We start from the raw sequence: 19,756 nt of genomic DNA on the forward strand, positions 1-19,756 counted from the left end.
GGTCAGTCCGAGTTCCTGCAGCTCGGACGCGAGACGGGCCGCGAACGGGTCGTCGAAGCGCATGCGCCGCAGGCGCGAGTCTCGACGGCTCGGACGCGAGACTGAAGGGGGCCGCGAACCCGCCGCGCCGAAGGCGCGGCAATCAAACACTGTCGCCGGGCCCGACCCGCGGCTTCGGTGCCCGCAATTTGCGGATCTGCGAGGCGCGGACGAAGGCGTACCAGCCCAGCCGGTAGCCGGTGTCGGTGCTGTCCGGGAAACGTTCACGCACCCGTCCGTTGACGATTCGGCCGAGCAGGAAGCCCTCGGCGATCATGAAGACCATCATCACCAGCATGGCCAGCGTCACAATCGTCTGCAGCGCGGGTGCGACGAACATCGATAGGATCAAGACCAGTGCCATCGGCATGAACAATCCGACCAGGTTGCGCCGGGCATCGACGATATCGCGTACAAAGGCCCGCACCGGGCCCTGATCGCGGGGCAGCAGGTACTTGTCCTCACCGGCCAGCATCCTGGCGCGCCGGTCCTGAGCCGCCAGCCGACGCTCGGCGGCGGCCGCCTTGCGGTCCTTGCGGTCCTTGCGGTCCTTGCGGCTGCCGCGCGTCGCCTTGCGCCGGGCGCGGGCCTCCTTTGCGGTGAGCGGGGCCGGGGCAACCGGACCGCGCCGCTTGCCTTGGGCATCACGACGTTTCGGAGTCGGTCGACCTTTGCCCTCGGTGGCGGTGGCCGCTTTTGTGGTGGAGACAGCGGTCGAGCCGCCGTCCGAGCCCGCCGTCTGGTCGGCGCTCTCGTCGGTGGTGCTGGACTCGCCGCGACGGAACAATTTCACGCGACCAGGCTATTCGATGCGGTACCCCGCAGGAAATGAGGTCGGTGGGAGGTTGCCACCGCCCCGCCGCCCGGTGGTGGCAAGATGGGGGAATAGCAGCCCGCTGCGTGGTGTTGACAACCACGAGCCGTGCGCTGTTCACGGGTTGAACACAGCTGTCTTGAGGAGAGTTCATGACTGTGCAAGACGAGACGACCACCCACGGTGTGACTCTGACCGATGCCGCCGCTGGCAAGGCGAAGGCGCTGCTCGACCAGGAGGGTCGTGACGACCTCGCGCTGCGCATCGCCGTGCAGCCCGGCGGTTGCGCCGGCCTGCGCTACCAGCTCTTCTTCGACGACCGTTCGCTCGACGGTGATCTGACCGTCGACTTCGGCGGTGTCACCCTGGCCGTCGACCGGATGAGCGCGCCGTATGTGCAGGGCGCTTCGATCGACTTCGTCGACACCATCGAGAAGCAGGGGTTCACGATCGACAACCCGAACGCCACGGGTTCCTGCGCCTGCGGCGACTCCTTCAACTGATAATTCACTTCCCCGCCTCCCCGCGCCTTTTGCCGACCATCAAGAGCCCGGAGACTGACGCCGCGGGCTGGCGGCCGAGTGCACGGCGAGTGTTGGACGTGCCCGGTGAGTCATCCATGTCCTCACCAAATCAAGTTGTCTCGCGCGGAGACGGGTAAGTCGTCGGGGACGTCCAGAACGGAACTGGGCACCCGACCGCTGGTCCGCGATGGAAGCCCTGGGGCACGCGCCATCGGCAAGACACTCGGGGAGTCGGGTGAGCTACGGTGAAGGCGCGGGTTCGCAATCCCGCGCCGTTCGTCGTCTGCCGCCTACTCGAAGGGGCTCAGCCTCGTGTCCATCGCCGTGTCCGCGTCCATTGCGACCGACCATCTCATGCGTTTCCCCGGACGGTTCGCCGACGCGCTGCTGGCCGATCAGCTCGACCATGTTTCGGTGAGTTTTCTCGTCGATGATCTGCAGATCCGCAAGGGCGGTGTCGCAGGCAATATCGCCTACGCCATGGGCGTTTTGAACCGCACGCCGCTGCTGGTCGGCGCGGTCGGCGCCGATTTCGCGGAGTACGGCGCCTGGCTGGAGAAGCACGGTGTCGACTGCTCGACCGTCAGGATCTCGGATCGGGCGCATACCGCGCGCTTCGTCTGCACCACCGATGACGATATGGCCCAGATCGCCTCGTTCTACCCCGGCGCGATGAGTGAGGCCCGCGACATCTCGATCGGTGAGCTCGCCGAGCAGCACACCCTCGACCTGGTGCTCATCGGCGCCAACGATCCCGAGGCGATGCTGCGGCACACCGCCGAATGCCGCGAACTCGGCATTCCGTTCGCCGCCGATCCGTCCCAGCAGCTGGCCCGCCTCGACGGTGATCAGGCCGTACAGCTGATCGACGGCGCCGCATACCTGTTCACCAATAAGTACGAGTGGGCGCTGCTGCTGCAGAAGACCGGTCTGAGCGAGGAAGAGGTCGCGCGCAAGGTCGGCATCCGGGTCACCACACTCGGCAAGGACGGCGTGCAGATCTTCGACCGCGACGGCACCGAAGTGACCGTCGGTGTGGTCCCCGAGGTGAACAAGGTCGAGCCCACCGGTGTCGGCGACGCCTTCCGCGCGGGCTTCCTCACCGGCCACACCGTCGGCCTCTCGCTGGAGCGCTCCGCCCAATTGGGTTCGCTCATCGCGGTTCTCGTACTCGAGACCATGGGCACCCAGGAGTGGACCCTGAACAAGGACGGCGCCCTCGAACGCCTCACCAGCGCCTACGGCCCCGAAGCCGCCGCCGAAATCAAACCCTTCCTCTGACCAACGCCGACCTCGACGGCCGCACCGCATCCGGTGCGGCCGTTGCCTTTTGACCAGATCGCACCGTCCGCGCTGCGCACGTTTCAGCGCGCCGTGCACCGATTCGCAGGTAAATCCGTGTGCGGAGTGCGGAAAGGTGCGCGGCACACTCGGATTGCACCAAGACGACGGTGCCGCGTCACTCTGGTTCCCGTGCTACGCACGTTGTATCGCGCGGCGCACTGAATCCGATGCCGTGCAACACGTGCGTGGCGCGCGTGACTACAGGGCGACGGGGTAGACCGGCTCCTGGATGTCGGGGGTGATGCGCTTCTCGACGAAGATGCCGTGCCAGACCATGAAGACCAGCAGGGTCCACAGGCGGCGGCTGTGGTCGCCGCGGCCCGCGCGGTGGTCTTCGAGCATGCCCTTGATCGCGCCCTTGTCCAGCAGGTGGTCGGTCTGCGATTCGGCGATCTGCAGGTGCGCCCAGTCGTACAATTCGGTGCCGCGCAACCAATGCCGCAGGGGGACGGGGAAACCCAGCTTCGCCCGGTGCAGCACATGCGGTGGCACGATGCCCTCGAGTGCCTGGCGCAGTGCGTATTTCGTGGTCTCCTTGGTGATCTTCTGCTCGGCGGGCAGCTGCTCGGCGACCCTCAGCACCTCGGAGTCCAGGAAGGGCACGCGCAGTTCGAGCGAATTCGCCATGGTCACCTTGTCGGCCTTGACCAGGATGTCGCCGCGTAACCAGGTGTAGAGGTCCAGATGTTGCATGCGCGCCACCGGATCCCAGCCACGCGACTGCGCGTAGATCGGCGCGGTGACGTCCTGGTGCGTCCACTCCGGCCGGAATTCGCGTAGCACCGCACGCAGCTGTGCGTCGCTGAAGCTGCGCGCATTGCCGTAGTAGCGCTTTTCGAGGGTGAGTGAACCGCGGTGCAGCAGGCTCTTGCCGCGCGTGCCGTCCGGAATCCGCTCCGAGAGTTTGCCCGCGAGCTTGCGCACCCCGCGCGGCAGGTACTCGAAGGGCTTGAGCGACAACGGCTCCCGGTAGATCGTATAGCCGCCGAACAGCTCGTCCGCCCCCTCGCCGGAGAGCACCACCTTGACGTGCTTGCGTGCCTCCTTGGCCACGAAGTACAGCGGGACCAGCGCCGGGTCGGCCACGGGATCGTCTAGGTACCAGACGATTTCGGGGATCGCGGCCGCGAATTCGGCGGGGGAGACCACCTTCACGATGTGCCGTGCGCCGATCGCCTCCGCGCTCTCGGCGGCCACATCGATCTCGGAGTAGCCCTCGCGTTCGAAGCCGGTGGTGAAGGTGATCAGCTTCGGGTTGTGCCGCATGGCCAGCGCCGCGACCGCGGTGGAGTCGATTCCGCCGGATAGGAACGATCCGACCGTCACATCCGCGCGCATATGCTTGGCGACCGAGTCCTCCAGGGCCTCGGCGATTTCGCGATAGCGGGCGGCAGCCGATCCGGGGGCGAAGGCCCGCACCTTGAACTGCGGGTTGAAGTAGCGGGTGATCCGCGGCGCTTCGCCCGCCCGCACGGTCGCGTAGTGCCCGGATTCCAGGCGACGGATGTCCTTGTGCAGCGTCTCCGGCTCCGGCACGTACTGCAGCACCGTGTAGTGCTCCAGTGCCCGCGGATCCAGCGCATCGGACAGCCCGAGTGCGGGCAGCAGTTCGAGCAAGCTCTTCTTCTCACTGCCGAACGCCGTCCCACCGGGGCCGGTCGCCAGGAACAGCGGCTTGATCCCGAACGGATCGCGCGCCAGGAACAGCTCCTCGGTTTCGGTATCCCAGATCGCGAACGCGAACATGCCGCGCAGCTTGCGCACTGCCTCCGGACCCCAGTAGTGGAAGGCCGCGACGATCGCCTCGCTATCGCCCTCGGTCTCGAAGATCTTGCCGTCCGGGTACTCCTCGGCATGGGCCTTCGCGAGTTCCTCGCGGATCTCGATGTAGTTGTAGATCTCACCATTGAAGGTCAGCGCGTAGCGCTCCCGGTTCTCCGCCGGACCCCAACGCAGCGGCTGGTGCGAATGCTCGATATCGATGATCGACAGCCGATTGAAGCCGTAGATCACATGATCGTCGTGCCAGGTACCGCGCTCGTCCGGGCCGCGATGGCGTACGCAGTGCAGGGCGTCGTACACCCGCTCCACGATGTCGTCGGTTGCCGCATCAGATGTCAGAAATCCGAGCAGTCCACACACGGCGTCGGCAACCTCGTTTCCTACTTGGTACGGGCACTGGCCCGATTCATTGGGTGGCTGCGCCCGATAGGTGGGCGCACAAGAGAAATCTAGTGTCCGAGTATGCCGCACCGGGCGGATTCGTGTGTCGCGCGCACCAGACGGGTGTGCTCCGAAATGTTCTGTCCGCCTGCATCGCACCTGCCCGATTCGGTCGCGCCGCACGCCGTGTACTGCGACGATATCCGGGTGCGGCGGATCAACCCCGGCATCGGCGGAGTGTCGAATGCGACCCGACGTCAGCGAGGGCGCCGGTTTGGTCTACGCTGCGTAGTACTCAGGACATTCTCAGTTGGATCGCGCGCGTACCAAGCGGTCGACGGAATGCCCTGAAACGTGCTTAGGACGCACCGTCGGGCGATCGCAACCCGAGCGGTGCACTGTCGGAATGTGGGCGACCAGGAAGGCGTGAGCGTGGCGCACAAGGCGAGCGACGAGATCGGGGCACGCCCCGTGAAGGGTCGGCGGTGTTTACCCGCCCCACCGACTTCGTCGGCTAACCATCCCCCGAGCCGCCTCCTTCGGCGGGCCGGGCTGGCGGTGTCCCTGGGGATCACCGCGATGCTCGTCTCGGGCTGCTCGATCGACAATGTTTGGCTGCGATTCGGTTGGCCCTCGGGCGTCACGCCGCAGGCGACCCGGATGCGGGAACTGTGGACGTGGTCGATCATCGCGGCATTGGCGATGGGTGTGCTCGTGTGGGGTCTGACCTTCTGGACCGTCACCTTCCACCGCAAGAAGAAGGACTCCCCGGAGTTCCCGCGTCAGACCGGTTACAACGTGCCGCTGGAGCTGACCTACACGGCCGTGCCGTTCGTCATCATCGCGGTGCTGTTCTACTTCACCGTGGTCGTGCAGAACTACGTGCACGAGAAGGTCGACAATCCGGATGTGACCGTCGACGTGACCGCCTTCCAGTGGAACTGGAAGTTCGGCTACCGCAATGTCGACTTCAAGGACGGCTACCGCTTCGACGGCATCGATAAGGCCCGCGAGGACGCCAACCAGGAGCAGCTCGAGGAGTACAAGGAGCGGACCAAGGACGGTCACCCGGCGCCGGGCCCGGTGCACGGCAAGCCGGAGAACGACATCCTGTCCTACTTGCACTACGACAAGGTCGAGACCGTCGGCTCCAGCACCGAGATCCCGGTGCTCGTGCTGCCGACCAACAAGATCATCGAATTCCAGCTGGCCGCCGCCGATGTGGTGCACTCCTTCTGGGTGCCGGAGTTCCTGTTCAAGCGCGACGTGATGCCGAACCCGAAGGAAAACCATTCGGATAACGTCTTCCAGATCACCAAGATCGAGAAGGAAGGCGCGTTCGTCGGCCGCTGCGCCGAGATGTGCGGCACCTTCCACTCGATGATGAACTTCGAGGTCCGCGCGGTATCGCCGGAGAAGTTCACCAAGTACATCGATGCGCGCAAGGCGGGTAAGACCAACGCCGAGGCGCTCGAGTCCATCGGTGAATCCCCGGTCGCGACCTCCACCAAGCCGTTCAACACCAAGCGCGATGTCAAGAGCGCGTCCGCGGCAGAGAGCAAGTGAGGACTGATCTGATATGAAGATCGAAGCGCGGATTTTCGAACTGCTCACGGTGTTCTTCATCGTCGTGGCGGTTGTGTACGGCTACTTCACCGGCCAGTCGCGGACCGGCGTCGAGTGGGCGGGCACCACGGCGATTGTGCTGAGCGCCGGTCTGTCGCTGATCGTCGGCACCTACTTCCGTTTCGTGGCACGTCGCCTCGACCTGCGTCCGGAGGACTACGAGGATGCCGAGATCGTGGACGGCGCAGGCGATCTGGGCTTCTTCTCGCCCGGCAGCTTCTGGCCCATCACCCTGGCCGCCGCGGGCTCCGTCACCGCACTCGGCCTGGCGTTCTTCCAGTTCTGGCTGATCGGCATCGGTGTGGTCTGCGTCCTCGGTGCGTCCGCGGGCCTGGTCTTCGAGTACTACCTGGGCCCCGAAAAGCACTGAGCGAAGAGCTCTTTCCGCAGCGCTCCACCGGAATCCGGTGGAGCGCTGCGGCGTTTCGGGGGGCCGCCTGAGAAGCCTTCGAGGTTCACACCGACATGTCTACCCGGGCGAGGCGGGAGAGGATGCGGTTGGTGGAGCGCGGTGCGACACAGGCCAGTCCGCGCAGGGTGCGCCCGAAGCGGGGCTCGAGCCGGGCCGGGCGGGTGCGGATGGCCGTTTCGATCAGGCGGGCGGCCTCGGTCGGTTCCAGCGCGGGTTCGGTGACGTAGTGCGCGATGGTGCCGGTATCCGGTTGGACGGCCGGATATTGGACGGCGGTGACCTGGATGCCGCGCGGTGCGAGTTCGGCGTCCGCGCATTGACCGAACGTGGTCCAGGCAGCCTGGGAGCTGGCGTAGGAGGCGAAATTCGCTGTGGCGCCGGTCTTCAGACTCCACGGGCCGACATTGATCACCTGGCCGGAGCCGGATTCCAGCATGGCGGGCAGCAGGCCGAGCGTCAGGCGCAGCGGACCGAAGTAGTTGGTTGCCATCATGCGCTGGTAGTCGCGAAAGCGGTCCAGCGATTGCGAGACGGGTCGGCGCAGCGGACGGCCCGCATTGTTGATCAGTACGTCGACGCGGCCGAAATCGCTGAGCACCCACTCGACCAGCTGATCGACATCGCTGAGTGCGGATATATCGCAGCGGAACCAGTTCGCCGTACCACCCGCGGCGACGATCTGATTGCAGGTGGCGACGAGTTGATCCCCGCGCCGGGCGACCAACAATAACTGTGCGCCCTGCTCGGCGAGCAGCGTGGCGGTGGCGCGACCGATCTCGGAACACGCATCCGTCACGAGAATGTGTAATCCCTCGATGGATTCGGGCCGCTGACGTTTACGATCCGGCAAATGGGGTGGGGCAGTGCGGAACTCGAGCATCAGAGCAACCTTCACCGTCGATGGGCTGAACCAACGCATCGACACCCCGCCGACAGTGCCGAAGTCGACCGCGGCCGCCAACGCATAGCCGAACCGCCGGATGGACGGTGAAGCTATTTGCTGGCGACTACATGCGGCGCGAAATAGTCTAATCCGCGGAGTCGTACCGCAGGGCGTGTTCGGATGCGCAGATCTCATCTATTCCGGTAACGATGTCGCGCAACAGTTCTGAGGGCAGCGCCGAGGGCCGCAAACGGCAGGTGAAGGTGATCAGTCCATGGTCCTCGACCGCGAGTCCGCGCGCTTGCGCCTCCTCGCGCAGGTACTTCGAGCGCACGCCGTAGGTCATCGCGGAGATGACGGTGAAGCATCCGGTGCGCTCCCGGTGCCCAGCGAACAAATCGTGCAGTCGGTAGAAAACCGAGGTGTAGGTCGACAGCGGCGCGAAAATCGCGACCCGGTACGCGGGGCCGCGCTCCGAGGAGCTGACGACCGTATCGGCCAGATACTCCGCATCGCGCAATGTCAGCACCTTCGGGGCGAACATGAGTGCGCCGGCCGCGGCATTGCGCACCGGTGCGCCCGCCCGGCCGCCCGCGGCAGAGGCGATGACGCCCAATGACTTCCTGGTCTTGGTGCCGACCTCACGGCGCGCACGCAGCGAGCGGGTGGGCGTGGTGGGGTACAGGCTCGACCACTGACCGAATCGCACGGTGCCCAACTGCACATGGCCGGTGCCGACCGGACGCGACACCTTCAGCGGCGCGGTATCGACCCAACGACCAACCTGCAGTGCAGCATTGCCCGGCCGGGCGATTTCGGCGTAGGCGTGTTCGACGAAGGAGTCGAAGTCCAGGAAGCGGTCGGCGTCGGTGGTGAGCCAGGTGTGGTCCTTATCGATATCCCGCACATCGAGGGTGAGCGCGGTGATGATGCCCGCGCGCCCGCCCGCGCCGAGGATCCGGTGGAAGCGCTCGGTGTGGTGGTCGCGGCCGCAGGTGCCGATGCGTCCGTCCGTATCGACGTACTCCAGGTCAACGATCTGATCGATGAACATGCCGTACTTGTGCGATGCCGTGCTGACACCGCCGACCGATGCGAAACCGCCCGCGGTGATATCGCGGTGGTCGCCGATGATCGGCAGACCGAGCCCGTGCGCGCCGAGGCGACGATCGATATCGGAGAGTTTGGCGCCCGCCTGCACGCGCACGGTGTGCCTGCCGAGATTGATATCGAGCACCGCATTCATCTTGCGCAGCGAGACCACCGTGCGCGGATCCGGTAACGACAGACCATCGTCGATCGGTTCGCCGCCACGCACCGTGAGGTTCCGTGCGCGGCCGCGTGAATTCCGCACCGTACGAACGACATCCGCGGTGTCACGAGGTAGATATTCTTCGGCGGCGAAAGTGTGCGGCGTGCTCATGGATCGAAAGCTAACCACAGCGCGGGCTCCGATGCTCGTTCGATCTTGTCGGTTACCGGACCGGCGGCGTGAGCCGCTGGCCGAACAGGACGGATCCGGTCGAATCGCACAGATCGACCGTCAGTTCCGTTGGCTTGCCATCGATCAGCATCGCACCGAAATGGTGGAAGCTGCCCAGCCGACGGTGCCGTCGAGTGGACGGCGGACCGTAGGAGATCTTGTGGTAGCGGCGGGCGTCCACCGTCTCCTTGGGCTCCAACGGCATCCACTCGTCGAAGGCCTGCCAGGCGCAAGTCGTGCGGGTGTCCACCGGATGGGGTGCGGGCGGTCGGGATCCTCGGGTCCCGGCCGGAATCTTCGGAAAACTCATGATTCGCTCCCATACCGCTCGGAACTGTCTGCTCAACAGCGTGGCACTTCGGCGATCGTTCCGGGGCCGACCGGGATGTCGAGTGGCCGAAGGCCCCGAACCGGGGGCGGTTCGGGGCCTTCTGGTCGTCTACTCAGTGGGTGTTGTCACAGAGGATTTCGAATGCGCGGGCCGCGTCTTCCGGGAAGACCAATACGCGGTGGCGGGTCGGACGGGCCGAGCCGATGGTGGCGCGGATCCCATTGTCACGCAGCAGGTCGCGGACCGTGCGGGCGGTGGTTTCGGTGGCCACCGTCGCGGCCGCGACGAGCAGGCCGTAGTCCTCGGTAGCCGGCTCATGCGAGCGCGTCGGCCGCATCATGGGGTGTGCCTTTCGCCGTCGGAGACTCGGTCCTGGTACCGCTGCAGCACGGCGAGCTGTTTGCGCTCCTCGGCATGCTCGATCTCGAAGTGTCGCTCGGATTCCGCAATGCTATCGGGTCGCAAGAAGCTGCCGGTGCCCGGTTTGCCCGCCGAACCGAGTTTGTTCATCTTCTTCGGGATCGCAGCGCCCTGGTAGGCCAGAGGCACCGGATGGCCGTCCTCGTCGACCGGTCCGAGCGACTGGTGCACCTCGATGTACTCACCGTGCGGCAGTCGCTTGATTATGCCGGTTTCGATGCCGTGCTCCAGCACCGCCCGGTCACTGCGCTGCAGACCCAGGCAGAACCGATAGGTGATGAAGTACGCGATCGGCGGCGCGATCAACAGACCGATGCGGCCCATCCAGGTGGTGGCATTGAGCGAGATGTCGAACTTCAACGCGATGATGTCGTTGACGCAACTGAGCGTCAGCACCACGTAGAAGGTGATCGCCATCGCGCCGATTCCGGTGCGCACCGGCACATCTCGCGGCCGCTGCAAGAGATTGTGCGCCGCGTAATCCTTGGTGAGCCGCTTCTCGATCCACGGGTAGGCGGGCAGGATCACCAGGACAATCCCCATCACCACGGCCACCCAGAATGCCGCCGGAATGGTGTAGTTGCCGAGGTATATCTCCCACGGCGGCATGAGCCGGGCCAGGCCGTCGGTCCACATCATGTAGAAGTCCGGCTGTGAACCCGCCGACACCTGGGCCGGGTTGTAGGGCCCGAGATTCCAGATCGGATTGATCTGGAAGACACCGCCCATGATCGCCACCGTGGCGAGGGTGAACATGAAGAACGCCCCCTGGTCCGCGGCGAAGACCGGCACAATACGCGCACCGACGACATTGCGCTCGGTCCGACCCGGCCCAGGGAATTGCGTATGTTTCTGATACCAGACCAGCGCGATATGCGCGGCGATCAGCGCGAGCATGATGCCGGGGAACAGCAGCACATGCGTGATGAACAGACGCGGAATCAGTACCTCGCCCGGAAATTCGCCGCCGAAAAGGGCAAAGTGGATCCAGGTTCCGACGATCGGGATGCTCATCGTGATGCCGCCGAGCGGTGACCGCAGTCCGGTGCCCGACAGCAGATCATCGGGCAGGCTGTAGCCGAAGTAGCCCTCGAACATGGCCAGGACCAACAACGTCGAGCCGATCACCCAATTCGCCTCGCGCGGTTTGCGGAACGCGCCGGTGAAGAAGATCCGCAGGCAATGCACGATGATCGCGGCCAGGAACATCAGTGCGGCCCAATGATGTACCTGCCGGACGAACAGACCGCCGCGCACCTCGAACGAAATATCGAGGGAGCTGGCATAGGCCGCCGACATGTGCATACCGCGCAGCGGTTGATACGCACCGTCGTAGACCACTTCGGTCATCGATGGATCGAAGAACAGCGTCAGGTAGATGCCCGAGATCAGCAGAATGATGAAGCTGTACAAGGCGATTTCGCCGAGCAGGAAGGCCCAGTGTGTCGGAAAGACCTTATTGATCGAACGTTTCACGAAGGCCGCGGCGCGGTACCGCTCGTCCACGGCGTTTGCATGGTGCGCCGCGTTCGAGCTCATCGCCCGATCCCGTCGGAGCCGAGTAGGCCCACCTCGTAACACATGAACAGCACAGGCATGTCATCTCCTTCTCGATCGGAAGCCGGCTACGCATAAGACGCGCGAGCGGTCCAAAACGTGACGGCTTGGATGCGAGAGGTACTTGCTGGACGCGGGGCTATCGGGCGAATGCCCTGAACTCGAGCCCTGCTGGCACGGCGATGTGACGGAGATCTCGTCAGGGTTGGGGGAGTTCGTTCAATGCGGTGAGGAAGTCGTCCGATGGGTAGATGCGGAGCGTGTCGCCGGTGTGCTGGGTGGCGGCGGCCAGCTCGATGGTGCCACCGTGCCACCAATAGACATCCTGGCTGACCGGCCACGGGCGCTGCGTGTAATCGAGCACCGCGACCTGGGCCAATAGTGTGGTCGCCTGGACGACTTCGAGATCCGCCACCGGATGTGCGTAGATATGGCGCTGGGACGGCACCACGAATACCGCACCGGCCGGTCCGATCACCGGATACTTGTCGAGCCAGCACGCATGCGCGGTGATGTAGTCGGAGATACCGCACAGCATGGTGATTTCGACACCGTTGGCGCTGGGCATATCGATCCGGTTGGGCGGATCGATCCGATGGGTGAGCACGTCCAGCGGACCATCGCCGCGGGTGTTCTGCTCGGCGAGGGCGAACAGGTCGCATTCGTCGATCGGCCACTGCCGCAACATCGCGTAGGTGACCGGAGCCATGGTGTGCACCTGATCGATCAGCACCCGTTGGATCAGGCCCGGTGCGACCTGGCGACGCACCACATCCGGCGCACCGCCGTGTTCGGAATAGAGCCGAGTCCTGATGAGCCCCTGCACCATCGCAAAGTCACCGGTATCGAGCGGATCGCTGGCGACCTCCAGATCGACCAGCCCGGTACTCAGATAATCCGCCACCAATGCCGGCCACTGATCCGGCGGTTCATCTGCGGCCATCCGCCGCAGATTCGTCAGCCCGACCATCACATCCCCCGCGGGCCCGGACAACACCACGTCGTCGGCTGCCGCCACCCGACACGAATATCCCAGCTGATGTGCCGCCACCACCGCGAGAGACAACAACAGATCCGGCTCTACCTCCGACACCGTGACCCCCCTCGCTCATCTTGCGGTGCACCAGCTTTCACCAAGAACCCGGCAGTTGCCACACCCGGAACACGTACCCTGTGATTGTGCCTCGCCGGCGCGACCCGCACCCGGATGTTGGGCGAGATCGCCCACCCGCGAGATGCCACGGGCTCGCGGCTCGGCCGGCTCAGGTAGCCATGTCAGCGCCGTGACGCTGCGCGCGGAGCACTGGTTGCTCATGGCGCCGGGACTCGAGGTGCGAATGACACGGGCGTCCGGTGCGCCGTGGTCACGAACGCCGCACACGCGTCGGGATGTTTATTCCCGCTGGCTGTTTCGACTCCACTATTGACGTCCACCGCGAACGGACGTACCCGTGCGATGGCATCGGCGACATTATCCGAACCGAGGCCACCGGCGAGGATGACCGGGCAGCCCAGATCGTGTAGCGCTGTCACGACGGCCGCACTGACCGACCAGTCGTGGGCGCGTCCGGTACCGCCCAATCGGTCCGCGGTGCGCGAATCGAGAAGTACCGCATCACAGTCCGCGGCGGCCTGACGTGCGATCTCGACGGCCTCCGGTCCGGTGACATGCACCGCCTTGATGACCTTCCGGCCACCCGCGGTCCTTCGGACTTCACGAACGGTGTCGATGGTGACGAGCCCGTGGACCTGGATGGCATCCACACCGACTCGGTCGGCCAGATCCACGATCGTGGCCGCGTCCTCCAGGTGGGTGACCAGGACCCGGGTGACGAAAGGCGGAGCGAGCCGCGACAGCGCCGCCGCGTGCTCGGCGTCGAGGGCATCTTCGCTGAAATGGGTGATCCCGGAGATGAATCCGATGGCGTCGGCCCCGGCGGCAAGCGCGATCCGCAGATCGTCTTCGGACCTGATCCCGCAAATCTTTGCGCGCACCGTCACGACTCGACGATATCCGTGCGGTGCTGCGCGCCGCGCTATGGCATTACCGGAAACCGAACGAGCCCGGTGCGGTTGGCACCGGGCTCGTGGAGGTGGGGCGGCCTAGCTGGCGGCTGTTTCCGGGATGCGGGGGGCTTCGGGGGCGGAGCCGCTGGGGACGCCCTTCTTCAGGCTGGAGGCATAGACGTCGACGTACTCTTGGCCGCCGAGTTGCATGAGTTCGTACATGACCTCATCGGTGACGGCGCGTTCGACGAACCGGTTGCCGCCCATGCCTTCGTAGCGGGAGAAGTCGATGGGTGCGCCGAATTTGACGGTGACCTTGTGGCGGCGCCAGCGGAACGGGCCGGGCGGGCAGACCTCGAAGGTGCCGATGACAGCGACCGGGATGACGGGAACGCCGGTTTCGAGCGCGAGGCGAGCCAGGCCGGTCTTCCCCTTGTACAGGCGACCGTCGGGGGAGCGGGTGCCCTCCGGGTAAAGGCCGACGAGGTGCCCCTTGTCGAGCAGCTTGCGTGCGGCATTGAGTGCGTCCTCGGCCGCGTCGGCGCCGCTGCGGTCGATCGGGTACTGGCCGGTGGCGGTGAAGAAGAACTTCTGCAGCCGTCCCTTGAAGCCCGGGGTGGTGAAGTACTCGGCCTTGGCGAGATAGCTGATGCGACGCGGGCTCATCAGGGGCGCGAACAACCAGTCCGAGAAGGACAGATGGTTCCCGGCCACGATGGCCGGTCCGTCGGCGGGGATGTGCTCCACGCCTTCGACCGTCGGACGGTTGTAGAGGTGCATGAACGGTCCTGGGAACAGGTACTTCAGCATCCAGTAGAGCATGGCGTCCTAACCCCCGCGGCCGGGATCGTTTACGGATACAACCGTCAGTTGCCGACTTTACCGCTGGGTACAGATCACATCCAAGCGGAGCGGTGTATCTCACCACATGTTCTCGAGTACTGATAACCGACCGCCCACGGCGCGAGCGACGGGGTGAACTCAGTGGGTGGAACGAGCCACCCAGGAACGACCACGACCGGTCTCGGCGAGGGTGGCCCTGGCGAGCTCCGCCGCACCGATCATCCCGGCCGCCTCACCGAGCTGTGTGGTCCGAATCCGGGCGAGTGGCCGATGCCCGGCACCGGTGATCCCCCGCGCGTATTCCTCGCGTGCCTCGTCCAGGAACAGCGGCGCCGAACTGCTTACGCCACCGGCGATCACGATCAGCCCGGGATCGAAGATATCGCTGACGAAGGCCAGCCCGAGCCCGAGCCAGCGGGCGAAATCGGCCATGACCGCCACGGCCAACGGGTCGCCGTCCTGGGCGGCCCCGGCCACCCGCCGTCCGGTCAGCGAACCGGGATCACGCAGCACCTCACGCGCAAGCACCGTCGAATGCACCGGATCGGTGGCCAGCATTTCGATCGCGGTATCGACCAGAGCCGTTCCGCTGCAATACCTTTCCCAGCAGCCGCGCTTGCCGCACGGACAGGACCGGCCCTGCGGCACCACCTGCAGATGGCCCAGCTCCGGCGCGACACCGTGTGTGCCCCGATACAGTTCGCCGTCGATGAGCAGCGCCGCGCCGATGCCGGTTCCGATCGCGACGAGCACCGAATTGTGCCCGCCCGCCGCCGCACCGAATCGGTACTCGGCCCACATGGCGGCATTGGCGTCGTGCTCGAGGATCACCGGCAGTTCGAGGCGTTCGGTGAGGCGCTCCGCGACCGGGGCATCCTGCCAGGGTAGGTGCGGTGCGAAGCGCACGGTCGAGCGATCGGCGTTGATGAATCCCGCCACCGCGAGGCCGACCGCGCCGATCGGATGTCGGCGGCACAGTTCCCGGACCGCGCGGTCCAGCGCATTCTCCAGCGCCCGCGCCGAATGTGGTGTCGGCGCCACCACGGTGTCGAGCACCTCGCCGTCGCCGTCGACCACCGATGCGCGAATATTGGTGCCGCCGACGTCGATACCGACGGTCAGCGGTCGCGCATCCGCTACCCGTGCCGTCATGCCTTGATCGTCACGGGAATGCCGACGTAGCGGGATCGCTTGCGCCCGACGGTCGACCGCCGGGTTCGGGTATCCGCGTCGGCGGGTGTGGATTCCGTGTCGGGCGCATCGTCGCGCGGTTGGGTGGCGACCGAATGATCGTGCGGGACACCGTCTTCGGGCATCACAGGATCGACCGGCACCCCGGCCAGCGCCTCGCGCAACACCGTGACGATCGCGGTCCCGTGATCGGCCACCGCCGCGAGCACATCGTGATGCTCACCGCGCACCAGTGCCGCGGCCGCGCAGACCGGGCACCAACTGCAACTCGACCAGTCCGGTTGTCCGTCGGCGGCGCGGCGCAGCACGGGTTCGACCCGTTCGAGCACCGCCTCGGCCAGCAGCCGCAATTCCGCGGCGAGTTCACCGAGACCGTCACCGGGCTCGGCGGCGCCGGGCCGGCCGTTCGATTCGGTCATACCGGCCACACTTCCGGGTCCGGGTGGAAACGCACGATCAAATAGCCATCATCGAGTTCGGCGCCATCGACCGTGCACCGCCGCAATACCGGCGCCAAGCGCACCCGGCGTCGGACCCCGTCCGCTCCCACGATCAAATCGTCCTCCACTCGTCCCAGTCGCAGCGTCGCCGGATCGACGACGGGCACGTGCATCCGCAATGCGTACACCGAATGCAGACCGGTGCCTGATTCCAATCGAACCACCGGCTCGCCGGAACCTGTGCGAACCACCGCCGGATTGTCGCTCGGTGTGGACTCGGCATCCAACCGCGCATCCGGGTCCATCGCATACGACAGCGCGGACAGCGACGTGAGTCCAACCGGTTCGGGCCCGGTGTGCTGCGCGATCAGCACCTGTATCCCGTTCATACCCCGTTGCAGCCGGTTCACCACATCCAATTGTTCGGCGCGGCGATTCAGATACCACTGCACCGCGGGATGGGAGGCCACCTCGAGTGCGGTCGGCGGGGGCACGGCGGGCAGCACCTTGTTCACCACCACCGCGTCCAACCGCAGACCGAGCAGCGCCGCCGCCGAACGCACCCGCTCCGATTCGGCGATGGCGACCTGTTCGGCGACGGTGATCAGCCGCGCACCGGTGCGGCCGTGATCGGCGAGCAGATCGCGCACTTCGGTCACAGCCTCGACGATCCGCTCCACCGTGGTGGCCAGCACCGCGCGCCGCAGGTCGGTGCCGACCGCACTCATCGCCCGCGCGTGCGGCGGCCACATCCGCTCCACATATCCGAGCAGGGTTTCCGGCGCGGAGATGATGCGCAACATATCCGCCGAGGGCGGGCAATCCACCACGATCACATCCCAGTCGTCCTCGGCGGCGAACTGGGCGATCTCCACCAGCATCAGCAGTTCCTGCACACCGGGCAGTCCGGTCAGCTCCGCCGGATCCAGTGCGGTCGGATCGATGCCGTGATCGTGGTCGGTTCCGGTCGCGAGCACCCGCACCACCTCGCGGAACCGATCCTCCAGCAGCGCAAGAGAATCGATCTCGATCACATCGAGTCCGGTCTGCACGCTCGCGATCCCGGGCACGGTGCCGGGATCGTGCGGAAAACGGAAGCCGAGCGCGTCGCCGAGCGAATGCGCCTGATCCAGCGAGGCCACCAGCACCCGCTGTCCTGTCCGGGCATAAGCCATGGCGGTAGCGCAGGCCAATGTCGTTTTGCCGACCCCGCCTTTGCCGATGAATAGTTCGACCCGAGTCCCGGCTGCCTCGGGCTTGTGCGCGATCAGCCTTCGACCCGTTTCTTCAGTTCCTTGAGCGCGGTATCGGTGATCACCTTCTCGGCCTTGCGCTTGAACATGCCGATCATCGGGATATTCAGGTCGACGGTCAGCTCATAGGTCACCTCGGTGGTGCCGTCGGGCCGGTCGATGAGTTCGTAGGTGCCGTCCTGCGCCTTCTGCAGTTCGCCGCTGATCAGCGTCCAGCTGACCGATTTATCGTCGGGCCGCCAGGTGTAGGACAGCACGTAGGTGTCCTTGACGACACCGGCGTCCAGGACGAAGCGCGCGGTCCTGGCTCGGCCGCCGGCGCCCTTCTCCAGCACCTCAACGGTTTTCGCCGCCGAGACCCACTCCGGGTAGGACTCCAGATCGGCGATGACGGACATCACCCGCTGCGACGGTGCGTCGATGATGATCGACCTCTGGGTCCTGTCGGCCATGGCGGACAACGATTCCTTTCAGCTGCTGTGCCTACGCTCGTGTGCGTCAGCGGGCGGTCGGGGCGGCGTGTGCCGGTGCGACACCGGCCGCGCGGCCCGCCTCCAGCCTGGCCTTGATCTCGAACGACATATTCTTGCCCGCGACCCGGCGCGCCCGATTGGCGGCGGCGAGATCCCGGGTCGGCGCCTGCGGTTCGGCGTGCAGGAAGTAGTGCAGGATCACCCCGTCCAGTGCGGGCTCCAGCCATACTTCCATGGTTCCGGTCAGCGCACCGGTGACCGACCAGCGAATACCCTTGTCGGCCCGGTCTTCCCGGACACCGAGGGTCAGATCGGGCCACCAGCGGCGCCAGTTGTTCTCCCCGACCAGGATCTCGGCGACCGCGGCCCCGGGGGCGGCGACGAACGTCTGATCAGCGACCTGAATACTGCTCACGGCTGCGCCTCGCTGACGCTCGGCTCCGCCGTGCGCAGAGCGCGCTGGCACATGGTTCGCTCGCTCCGCTCGCTCACGGCTGCGCCTCGCTGACGCTCGGCTCCGCCGTGCGCAATGGCGCGCTGTGCCGTTGGTTCATTCGCTGGCGCTCACTCACAGCCCGAGCGTAGTAGATCACACCCCCGAACTGTGAGCCGCCGTCGCCTTATTGCAGCAGCTGACGTAGCCGAGCGCCCAGACTGTCCCAGCGCCACTGCTCCTCGGCCCACGCGCGTCCTGTCGCGCCCATTTCGGCGGCGGCATCGCGATCGGACAGGATGTCGACAATGGCGTCGGCGATCTCGGTGGTCTTGCGTCCGTCGACGACGCGGCCGGTCTTGCCCTCGAGCACGGTTTCCGGCGCACCGCCCGAACGTCCGGCGACCACCGGCACTCCGGACGCCGATGCCTCCAGGTACACGATGCCGAGACCTTCGACATCGAGTCCGGCCCCACGGGTGCGGCTCGGCATGGCGAACACATCGGCCAGGGTGTGGTGGGCCGCCAGTTCGCTGGACGGGACTCGGCCGGTGAAGACCACGTCATCGGTGAGACCGAGGGCCGCTGCGAGCCCGTGCAACTTGTCCTCGTACGGGCCACCGCCCGCAACCACCAGCACCGCACCGGGAATCCGCGCGCGGATCTCGAGCATGGCGACGATCAACGCGTCCTGCCCCTTGCGCGGAACCAGCCGCGACAGGCACAGGATGGTCGGGCGATCGCCGAGGCCGTAGCGTTCGCGCAATTCCGCACGCGCGGCCGGATCCGGCCGGAACACCTCGGTATCGACCCCGGGCGGCAGATATTCGAGCGCGGCATTCGGCCCGAACGCCGAGGCGAACCGGCCGCGCGTATAGCGGCTCACATAGGTGACGACATCGGTGTTTTCGCCGATCACGCGCAGTGCCTGCCGTGCACCCGGCAGCATGGACCAGCCGACCTCGTGGCCGTGGGTACTGGCCAGAATCCGGGTGGCGCCCGCGCGCCGCAGCATCGGCGACAGCAGTGCCAGCGGCGCCGCCGCACCGAACCACACCGTGTCGCAGTTCTCGCTGCGCAGCAGGCGCACCGCCCGCCGCAATACCAGCGGGGTGGGCAGCATCAGCGTGGTCGGGTGGCGCACCACCTGGAACTTCTGCTTGGCATCGAATTTCAGATGACTGTCGCCACGCCACCGCGGGGCATAGACGACCAGATCATCGGGCGGCAGCTCACCGGCCAACGCCTCCAGATACGACTGGATACCGCCCGGCCGCGGCGGGAAATCATTGGTAACCAGCAGAGTTCGAGCCATGCGAACAAACTACTGTGTTTAATTTGCCGCGCCTGCGGCGCGGCGTGTTCGCGGCCCCCTTCTGTCTCGCGTCCGAGCCGTCGAGACTCGCGACTTCGTCGCATGCTGTATTTGTGGCCGCGCGGGCGCGGCGTGTTCGCGGCCCCCTTCTGTCTCGCGTCCGAGCCGTCGAGACTCGCGACTTCGTCGCATGCGCTTCGACGAC

20 protein-coding genes are annotated in these 19,756 nt (G+C 66.0%); 4 read left to right on the top strand and 16 right to left on the bottom strand.

The features are described from left to right. Positions 1 to 142: 142 nt before the first annotated feature. On the bottom strand, positions 143 to 832 hold the full coding sequence (locus tag AB0J29_RS35355; RefSeq protein ID WP_364795231.1) for a DUF3043 domain-containing protein: 690 nt from the start codon (positions 830 to 832) through the stop codon (positions 143 to 145). Positions 833 to 1,005: 173 nt separating this feature from the next. Here AB0J29_RS35355 and AB0J29_RS35360 point away from each other — a divergent pair, with 173 nt between their 5' ends. Together AB0J29_RS35360 and AB0J29_RS35365 are read left to right on the top strand one after the other, a co-directional pair. Further along, positions 1,006 to 1,356, top strand: coding sequence for an iron-sulfur cluster assembly accessory protein (locus AB0J29_RS35360; protein ID WP_364795233.1), 351 nt, complete (start codon positions 1,006 to 1,008; stop codon positions 1,354 to 1,356). A gap of 333 nt (positions 1,357 to 1,689) precedes the next feature. Further along, positions 1,690 to 2,658, top strand: coding sequence for a carbohydrate kinase family protein (locus AB0J29_RS35365; protein WP_364795235.1), 969 nt, complete (start codon positions 1,690 to 1,692; stop codon positions 2,656 to 2,658). A gap of 261 nt (positions 2,659 to 2,919) precedes the next feature. Here the strand turns inward: AB0J29_RS35365 and asnB are convergent, their stop codons facing one another. Continuing rightward, on the bottom strand, positions 2,920 to 4,863 hold the full coding sequence (gene asnB / locus AB0J29_RS35370) for an asparagine synthase (glutamine-hydrolyzing) (protein WP_364795237.1): 1,944 nt from the start codon (positions 4,861 to 4,863) through the stop codon (positions 2,920 to 2,922). Positions 4,864 to 5,463: 600 nt separating this feature from the next. Between asnB and AB0J29_RS35375 the strand changes: the two genes are divergently transcribed. Further along, on the top strand, positions 5,464 to 6,450 hold the full coding sequence (locus AB0J29_RS35375; RefSeq protein ID WP_364795239.1) for a cytochrome c oxidase subunit II: 987 nt from the start codon (positions 5,464 to 5,466) through the stop codon (positions 6,448 to 6,450). A gap of 13 nt (positions 6,451 to 6,463) precedes the next feature. Then, positions 6,464 to 6,880, top strand: coding sequence for a cytochrome c oxidase subunit 4 (locus AB0J29_RS35380; protein WP_364795242.1), 417 nt, complete (start codon positions 6,464 to 6,466; stop codon positions 6,878 to 6,880). An 85-nt stretch (positions 6,881 to 6,965) separates the two neighbouring features. On the opposite strand, the gene AB0J29_RS35385 is transcribed toward AB0J29_RS35380, so the two are convergent. From AB0J29_RS35385 to AB0J29_RS35450, 14 genes are all read right to left on the bottom strand, one after another. Then, positions 6,966 to 7,802 (bottom strand): SDR family NAD(P)-dependent oxidoreductase, encoded by an 837-nt coding sequence (locus tag AB0J29_RS35385; protein WP_364795243.1) that lies wholly within the window; start codon positions 7,800 to 7,802, stop codon positions 6,966 to 6,968. Positions 7,803 to 7,950: 148 nt separating this feature from the next. Next, positions 7,951 to 9,228 carry an FAD-binding oxidoreductase gene (locus AB0J29_RS35390; RefSeq protein WP_364795246.1) on the bottom strand — a complete coding sequence of 426 codons (1,278 nt, stop codon included), beginning with the start codon at positions 9,226 to 9,228 and terminating at the stop codon, positions 7,951 to 7,953. A gap of 52 nt (positions 9,229 to 9,280) precedes the next feature. Next, positions 9,281 to 9,598: a hypothetical protein gene (locus tag AB0J29_RS35395; RefSeq protein WP_364795249.1), complete on the bottom strand. Its 318-nt coding sequence runs from the start codon at positions 9,596 to 9,598 to the stop codon at positions 9,281 to 9,283. A gap of 133 nt (positions 9,599 to 9,731) precedes the next feature. Next, on the bottom strand, positions 9,732 to 9,959 hold the full coding sequence (locus AB0J29_RS35400) for a hypothetical protein (protein WP_364795251.1): 228 nt from the start codon (positions 9,957 to 9,959) through the stop codon (positions 9,732 to 9,734). Further along, positions 9,956 to 11,578, bottom strand: coding sequence for a cytochrome bc complex cytochrome b subunit (locus AB0J29_RS35405; RefSeq protein ID WP_364795254.1), 1,623 nt, complete (start codon positions 11,576 to 11,578; stop codon positions 9,956 to 9,958). The genes AB0J29_RS35400 and AB0J29_RS35405 overlap by 4 nt, the downstream gene beginning before the upstream one ends. Positions 11,579 to 11,795: 217 nt before the next feature. Further along, on the bottom strand, positions 11,796 to 12,689 hold the full coding sequence (locus AB0J29_RS35410) for a hypothetical protein (protein WP_364795257.1): 894 nt from the start codon (positions 12,687 to 12,689) through the stop codon (positions 11,796 to 11,798). A gap of 218 nt (positions 12,690 to 12,907) precedes the next feature. Further along, on the bottom strand, positions 12,908 to 13,597 hold the full coding sequence (locus tag AB0J29_RS35415) for a phosphoribosylanthranilate isomerase (RefSeq protein WP_364795260.1): 690 nt from the start codon (positions 13,595 to 13,597) through the stop codon (positions 12,908 to 12,910). A 102-nt stretch (positions 13,598 to 13,699) separates the two neighbouring features. Continuing rightward, a complete protein-coding gene (locus AB0J29_RS35420; RefSeq protein WP_364795263.1) occupies positions 13,700 to 14,425 on the bottom strand; it encodes a lysophospholipid acyltransferase family protein in 726 nt (241 codons plus the stop codon). Positions 14,426 to 14,584: 159 nt separating this feature from the next. Then, complete coding sequence (locus tag AB0J29_RS35425) at positions 14,585 to 15,598, bottom strand: ROK family protein (RefSeq protein ID WP_364504741.1); 1,014 nt, start codon at positions 15,596 to 15,598, stop codon at positions 14,585 to 14,587. After that, on the bottom strand, positions 15,595 to 16,056 hold the full coding sequence (locus tag AB0J29_RS35430; protein ID WP_364795266.1) for a hypothetical protein: 462 nt from the start codon (positions 16,054 to 16,056) through the stop codon (positions 15,595 to 15,597). Before AB0J29_RS35430 ends, AB0J29_RS35425 begins: the two co-directional genes overlap by 4 nt. Further along, positions 16,053 to 17,348: an ArsA family ATPase gene (locus AB0J29_RS35435; protein ID WP_364795274.1), complete on the bottom strand. Its 1,296-nt coding sequence runs from the start codon at positions 17,346 to 17,348 to the stop codon at positions 16,053 to 16,055. The genes AB0J29_RS35430 and AB0J29_RS35435 overlap by 4 nt, the downstream gene beginning before the upstream one ends. Continuing rightward, positions 17,345 to 17,782, bottom strand: coding sequence for an SRPBCC family protein (locus tag AB0J29_RS35440; RefSeq protein WP_364795269.1), 438 nt, complete (start codon positions 17,780 to 17,782; stop codon positions 17,345 to 17,347). The genes AB0J29_RS35435 and AB0J29_RS35440 overlap by 4 nt, the downstream gene beginning before the upstream one ends. Positions 17,783 to 17,828: 46 nt before the next feature. Next, positions 17,829 to 18,218 carry a polyketide cyclase / dehydrase and lipid transport gene (locus AB0J29_RS35445; RefSeq protein ID WP_364795270.1) on the bottom strand — a complete coding sequence of 130 codons (390 nt, stop codon included), beginning with the start codon at positions 18,216 to 18,218 and terminating at the stop codon, positions 17,829 to 17,831. A 205-nt stretch (positions 18,219 to 18,423) separates the two neighbouring features. Continuing rightward, positions 18,424 to 19,551 (bottom strand): glycosyltransferase family 4 protein, encoded by a 1,128-nt coding sequence (locus tag AB0J29_RS35450; protein ID WP_364795271.1) that lies wholly within the window; start codon positions 19,549 to 19,551, stop codon positions 18,424 to 18,426. Between the last annotated feature and the right edge of the window lie 205 nt (positions 19,552 to 19,756).

Source organism: Nocardia sp. NPDC049707 (assembly GCF_040674855.1).
Classification (GTDB): domain Bacteria; phylum Actinomycetota; class Actinomycetes; order Mycobacteriales; family Mycobacteriaceae; genus Nocardia.

What these genes read in the sequence shown, in the direction of transcription:
- AB0J29_RS35420 (WP_364795263.1), bottom strand. Translation starts at nt 14,425, where the DNA reads ATGCTCTACTGGATGCTGAAGTACCTGTTCCCAGGACCGTTCATGCAC.
- AB0J29_RS35405 (WP_364795254.1), bottom strand. Translation starts at nt 11,578, where the DNA reads ATGAGCTCGAACGCGGCGCACCATGCAAACGCCGTGGACGAGCGGTAC.
- AB0J29_RS35385 (WP_364795243.1), bottom strand. Translation starts at nt 7,802, where the DNA reads ATGCTCGAGTTCCGCACTGCCCCACCCCATTTGCCGGATCGTAAACGT.
- AB0J29_RS35395 (WP_364795249.1), bottom strand. Translation starts at nt 9,598, where the DNA reads ATGAGTTTTCCGAAGATTCCGGCCGGGACCCGAGGATCCCGACCGCCC.
- AB0J29_RS35380 (WP_364795242.1), top strand. Translation starts at nt 6,464, where the DNA reads ATGAAGATCGAAGCGCGGATTTTCGAACTGCTCACGGTGTTCTTCATC.
- AB0J29_RS35425 (WP_364504741.1), bottom strand. Translation starts at nt 15,598, where the DNA reads ATGACGGCACGGGTAGCGGATGCGCGACCGCTGACCGTCGGTATCGAC.
- AB0J29_RS35360 (WP_364795233.1), top strand. Translation starts at nt 1,006, where the DNA reads ATGACTGTGCAAGACGAGACGACCACCCACGGTGTGACTCTGACCGAT.
- AB0J29_RS35450 (WP_364795271.1), bottom strand. Translation starts at nt 19,551, where the DNA reads ATGGCTCGAACTCTGCTGGTTACCAATGATTTCCCGCCGCGGCCGGGC.
- AB0J29_RS35390 (WP_364795246.1), bottom strand. Translation starts at nt 9,228, where the DNA reads ATGAGCACGCCGCACACTTTCGCCGCCGAAGAATATCTACCTCGTGAC.
- AB0J29_RS35400 (WP_364795251.1), bottom strand. Translation starts at nt 9,959, where the DNA reads ATGATGCGGCCGACGCGCTCGCATGAGCCGGCTACCGAGGACTACGGC.
- AB0J29_RS35375 (WP_364795239.1), top strand. Translation starts at nt 5,464, where the DNA reads ATGCTCGTCTCGGGCTGCTCGATCGACAATGTTTGGCTGCGATTCGGT.
- AB0J29_RS35430 (WP_364795266.1), bottom strand. Translation starts at nt 16,056, where the DNA reads ATGACCGAATCGAACGGCCGGCCCGGCGCCGCCGAGCCCGGTGACGGT.
- AB0J29_RS35440 (WP_364795269.1), bottom strand. Translation starts at nt 17,782, where the DNA reads ATGGCCGACAGGACCCAGAGGTCGATCATCATCGACGCACCGTCGCAG.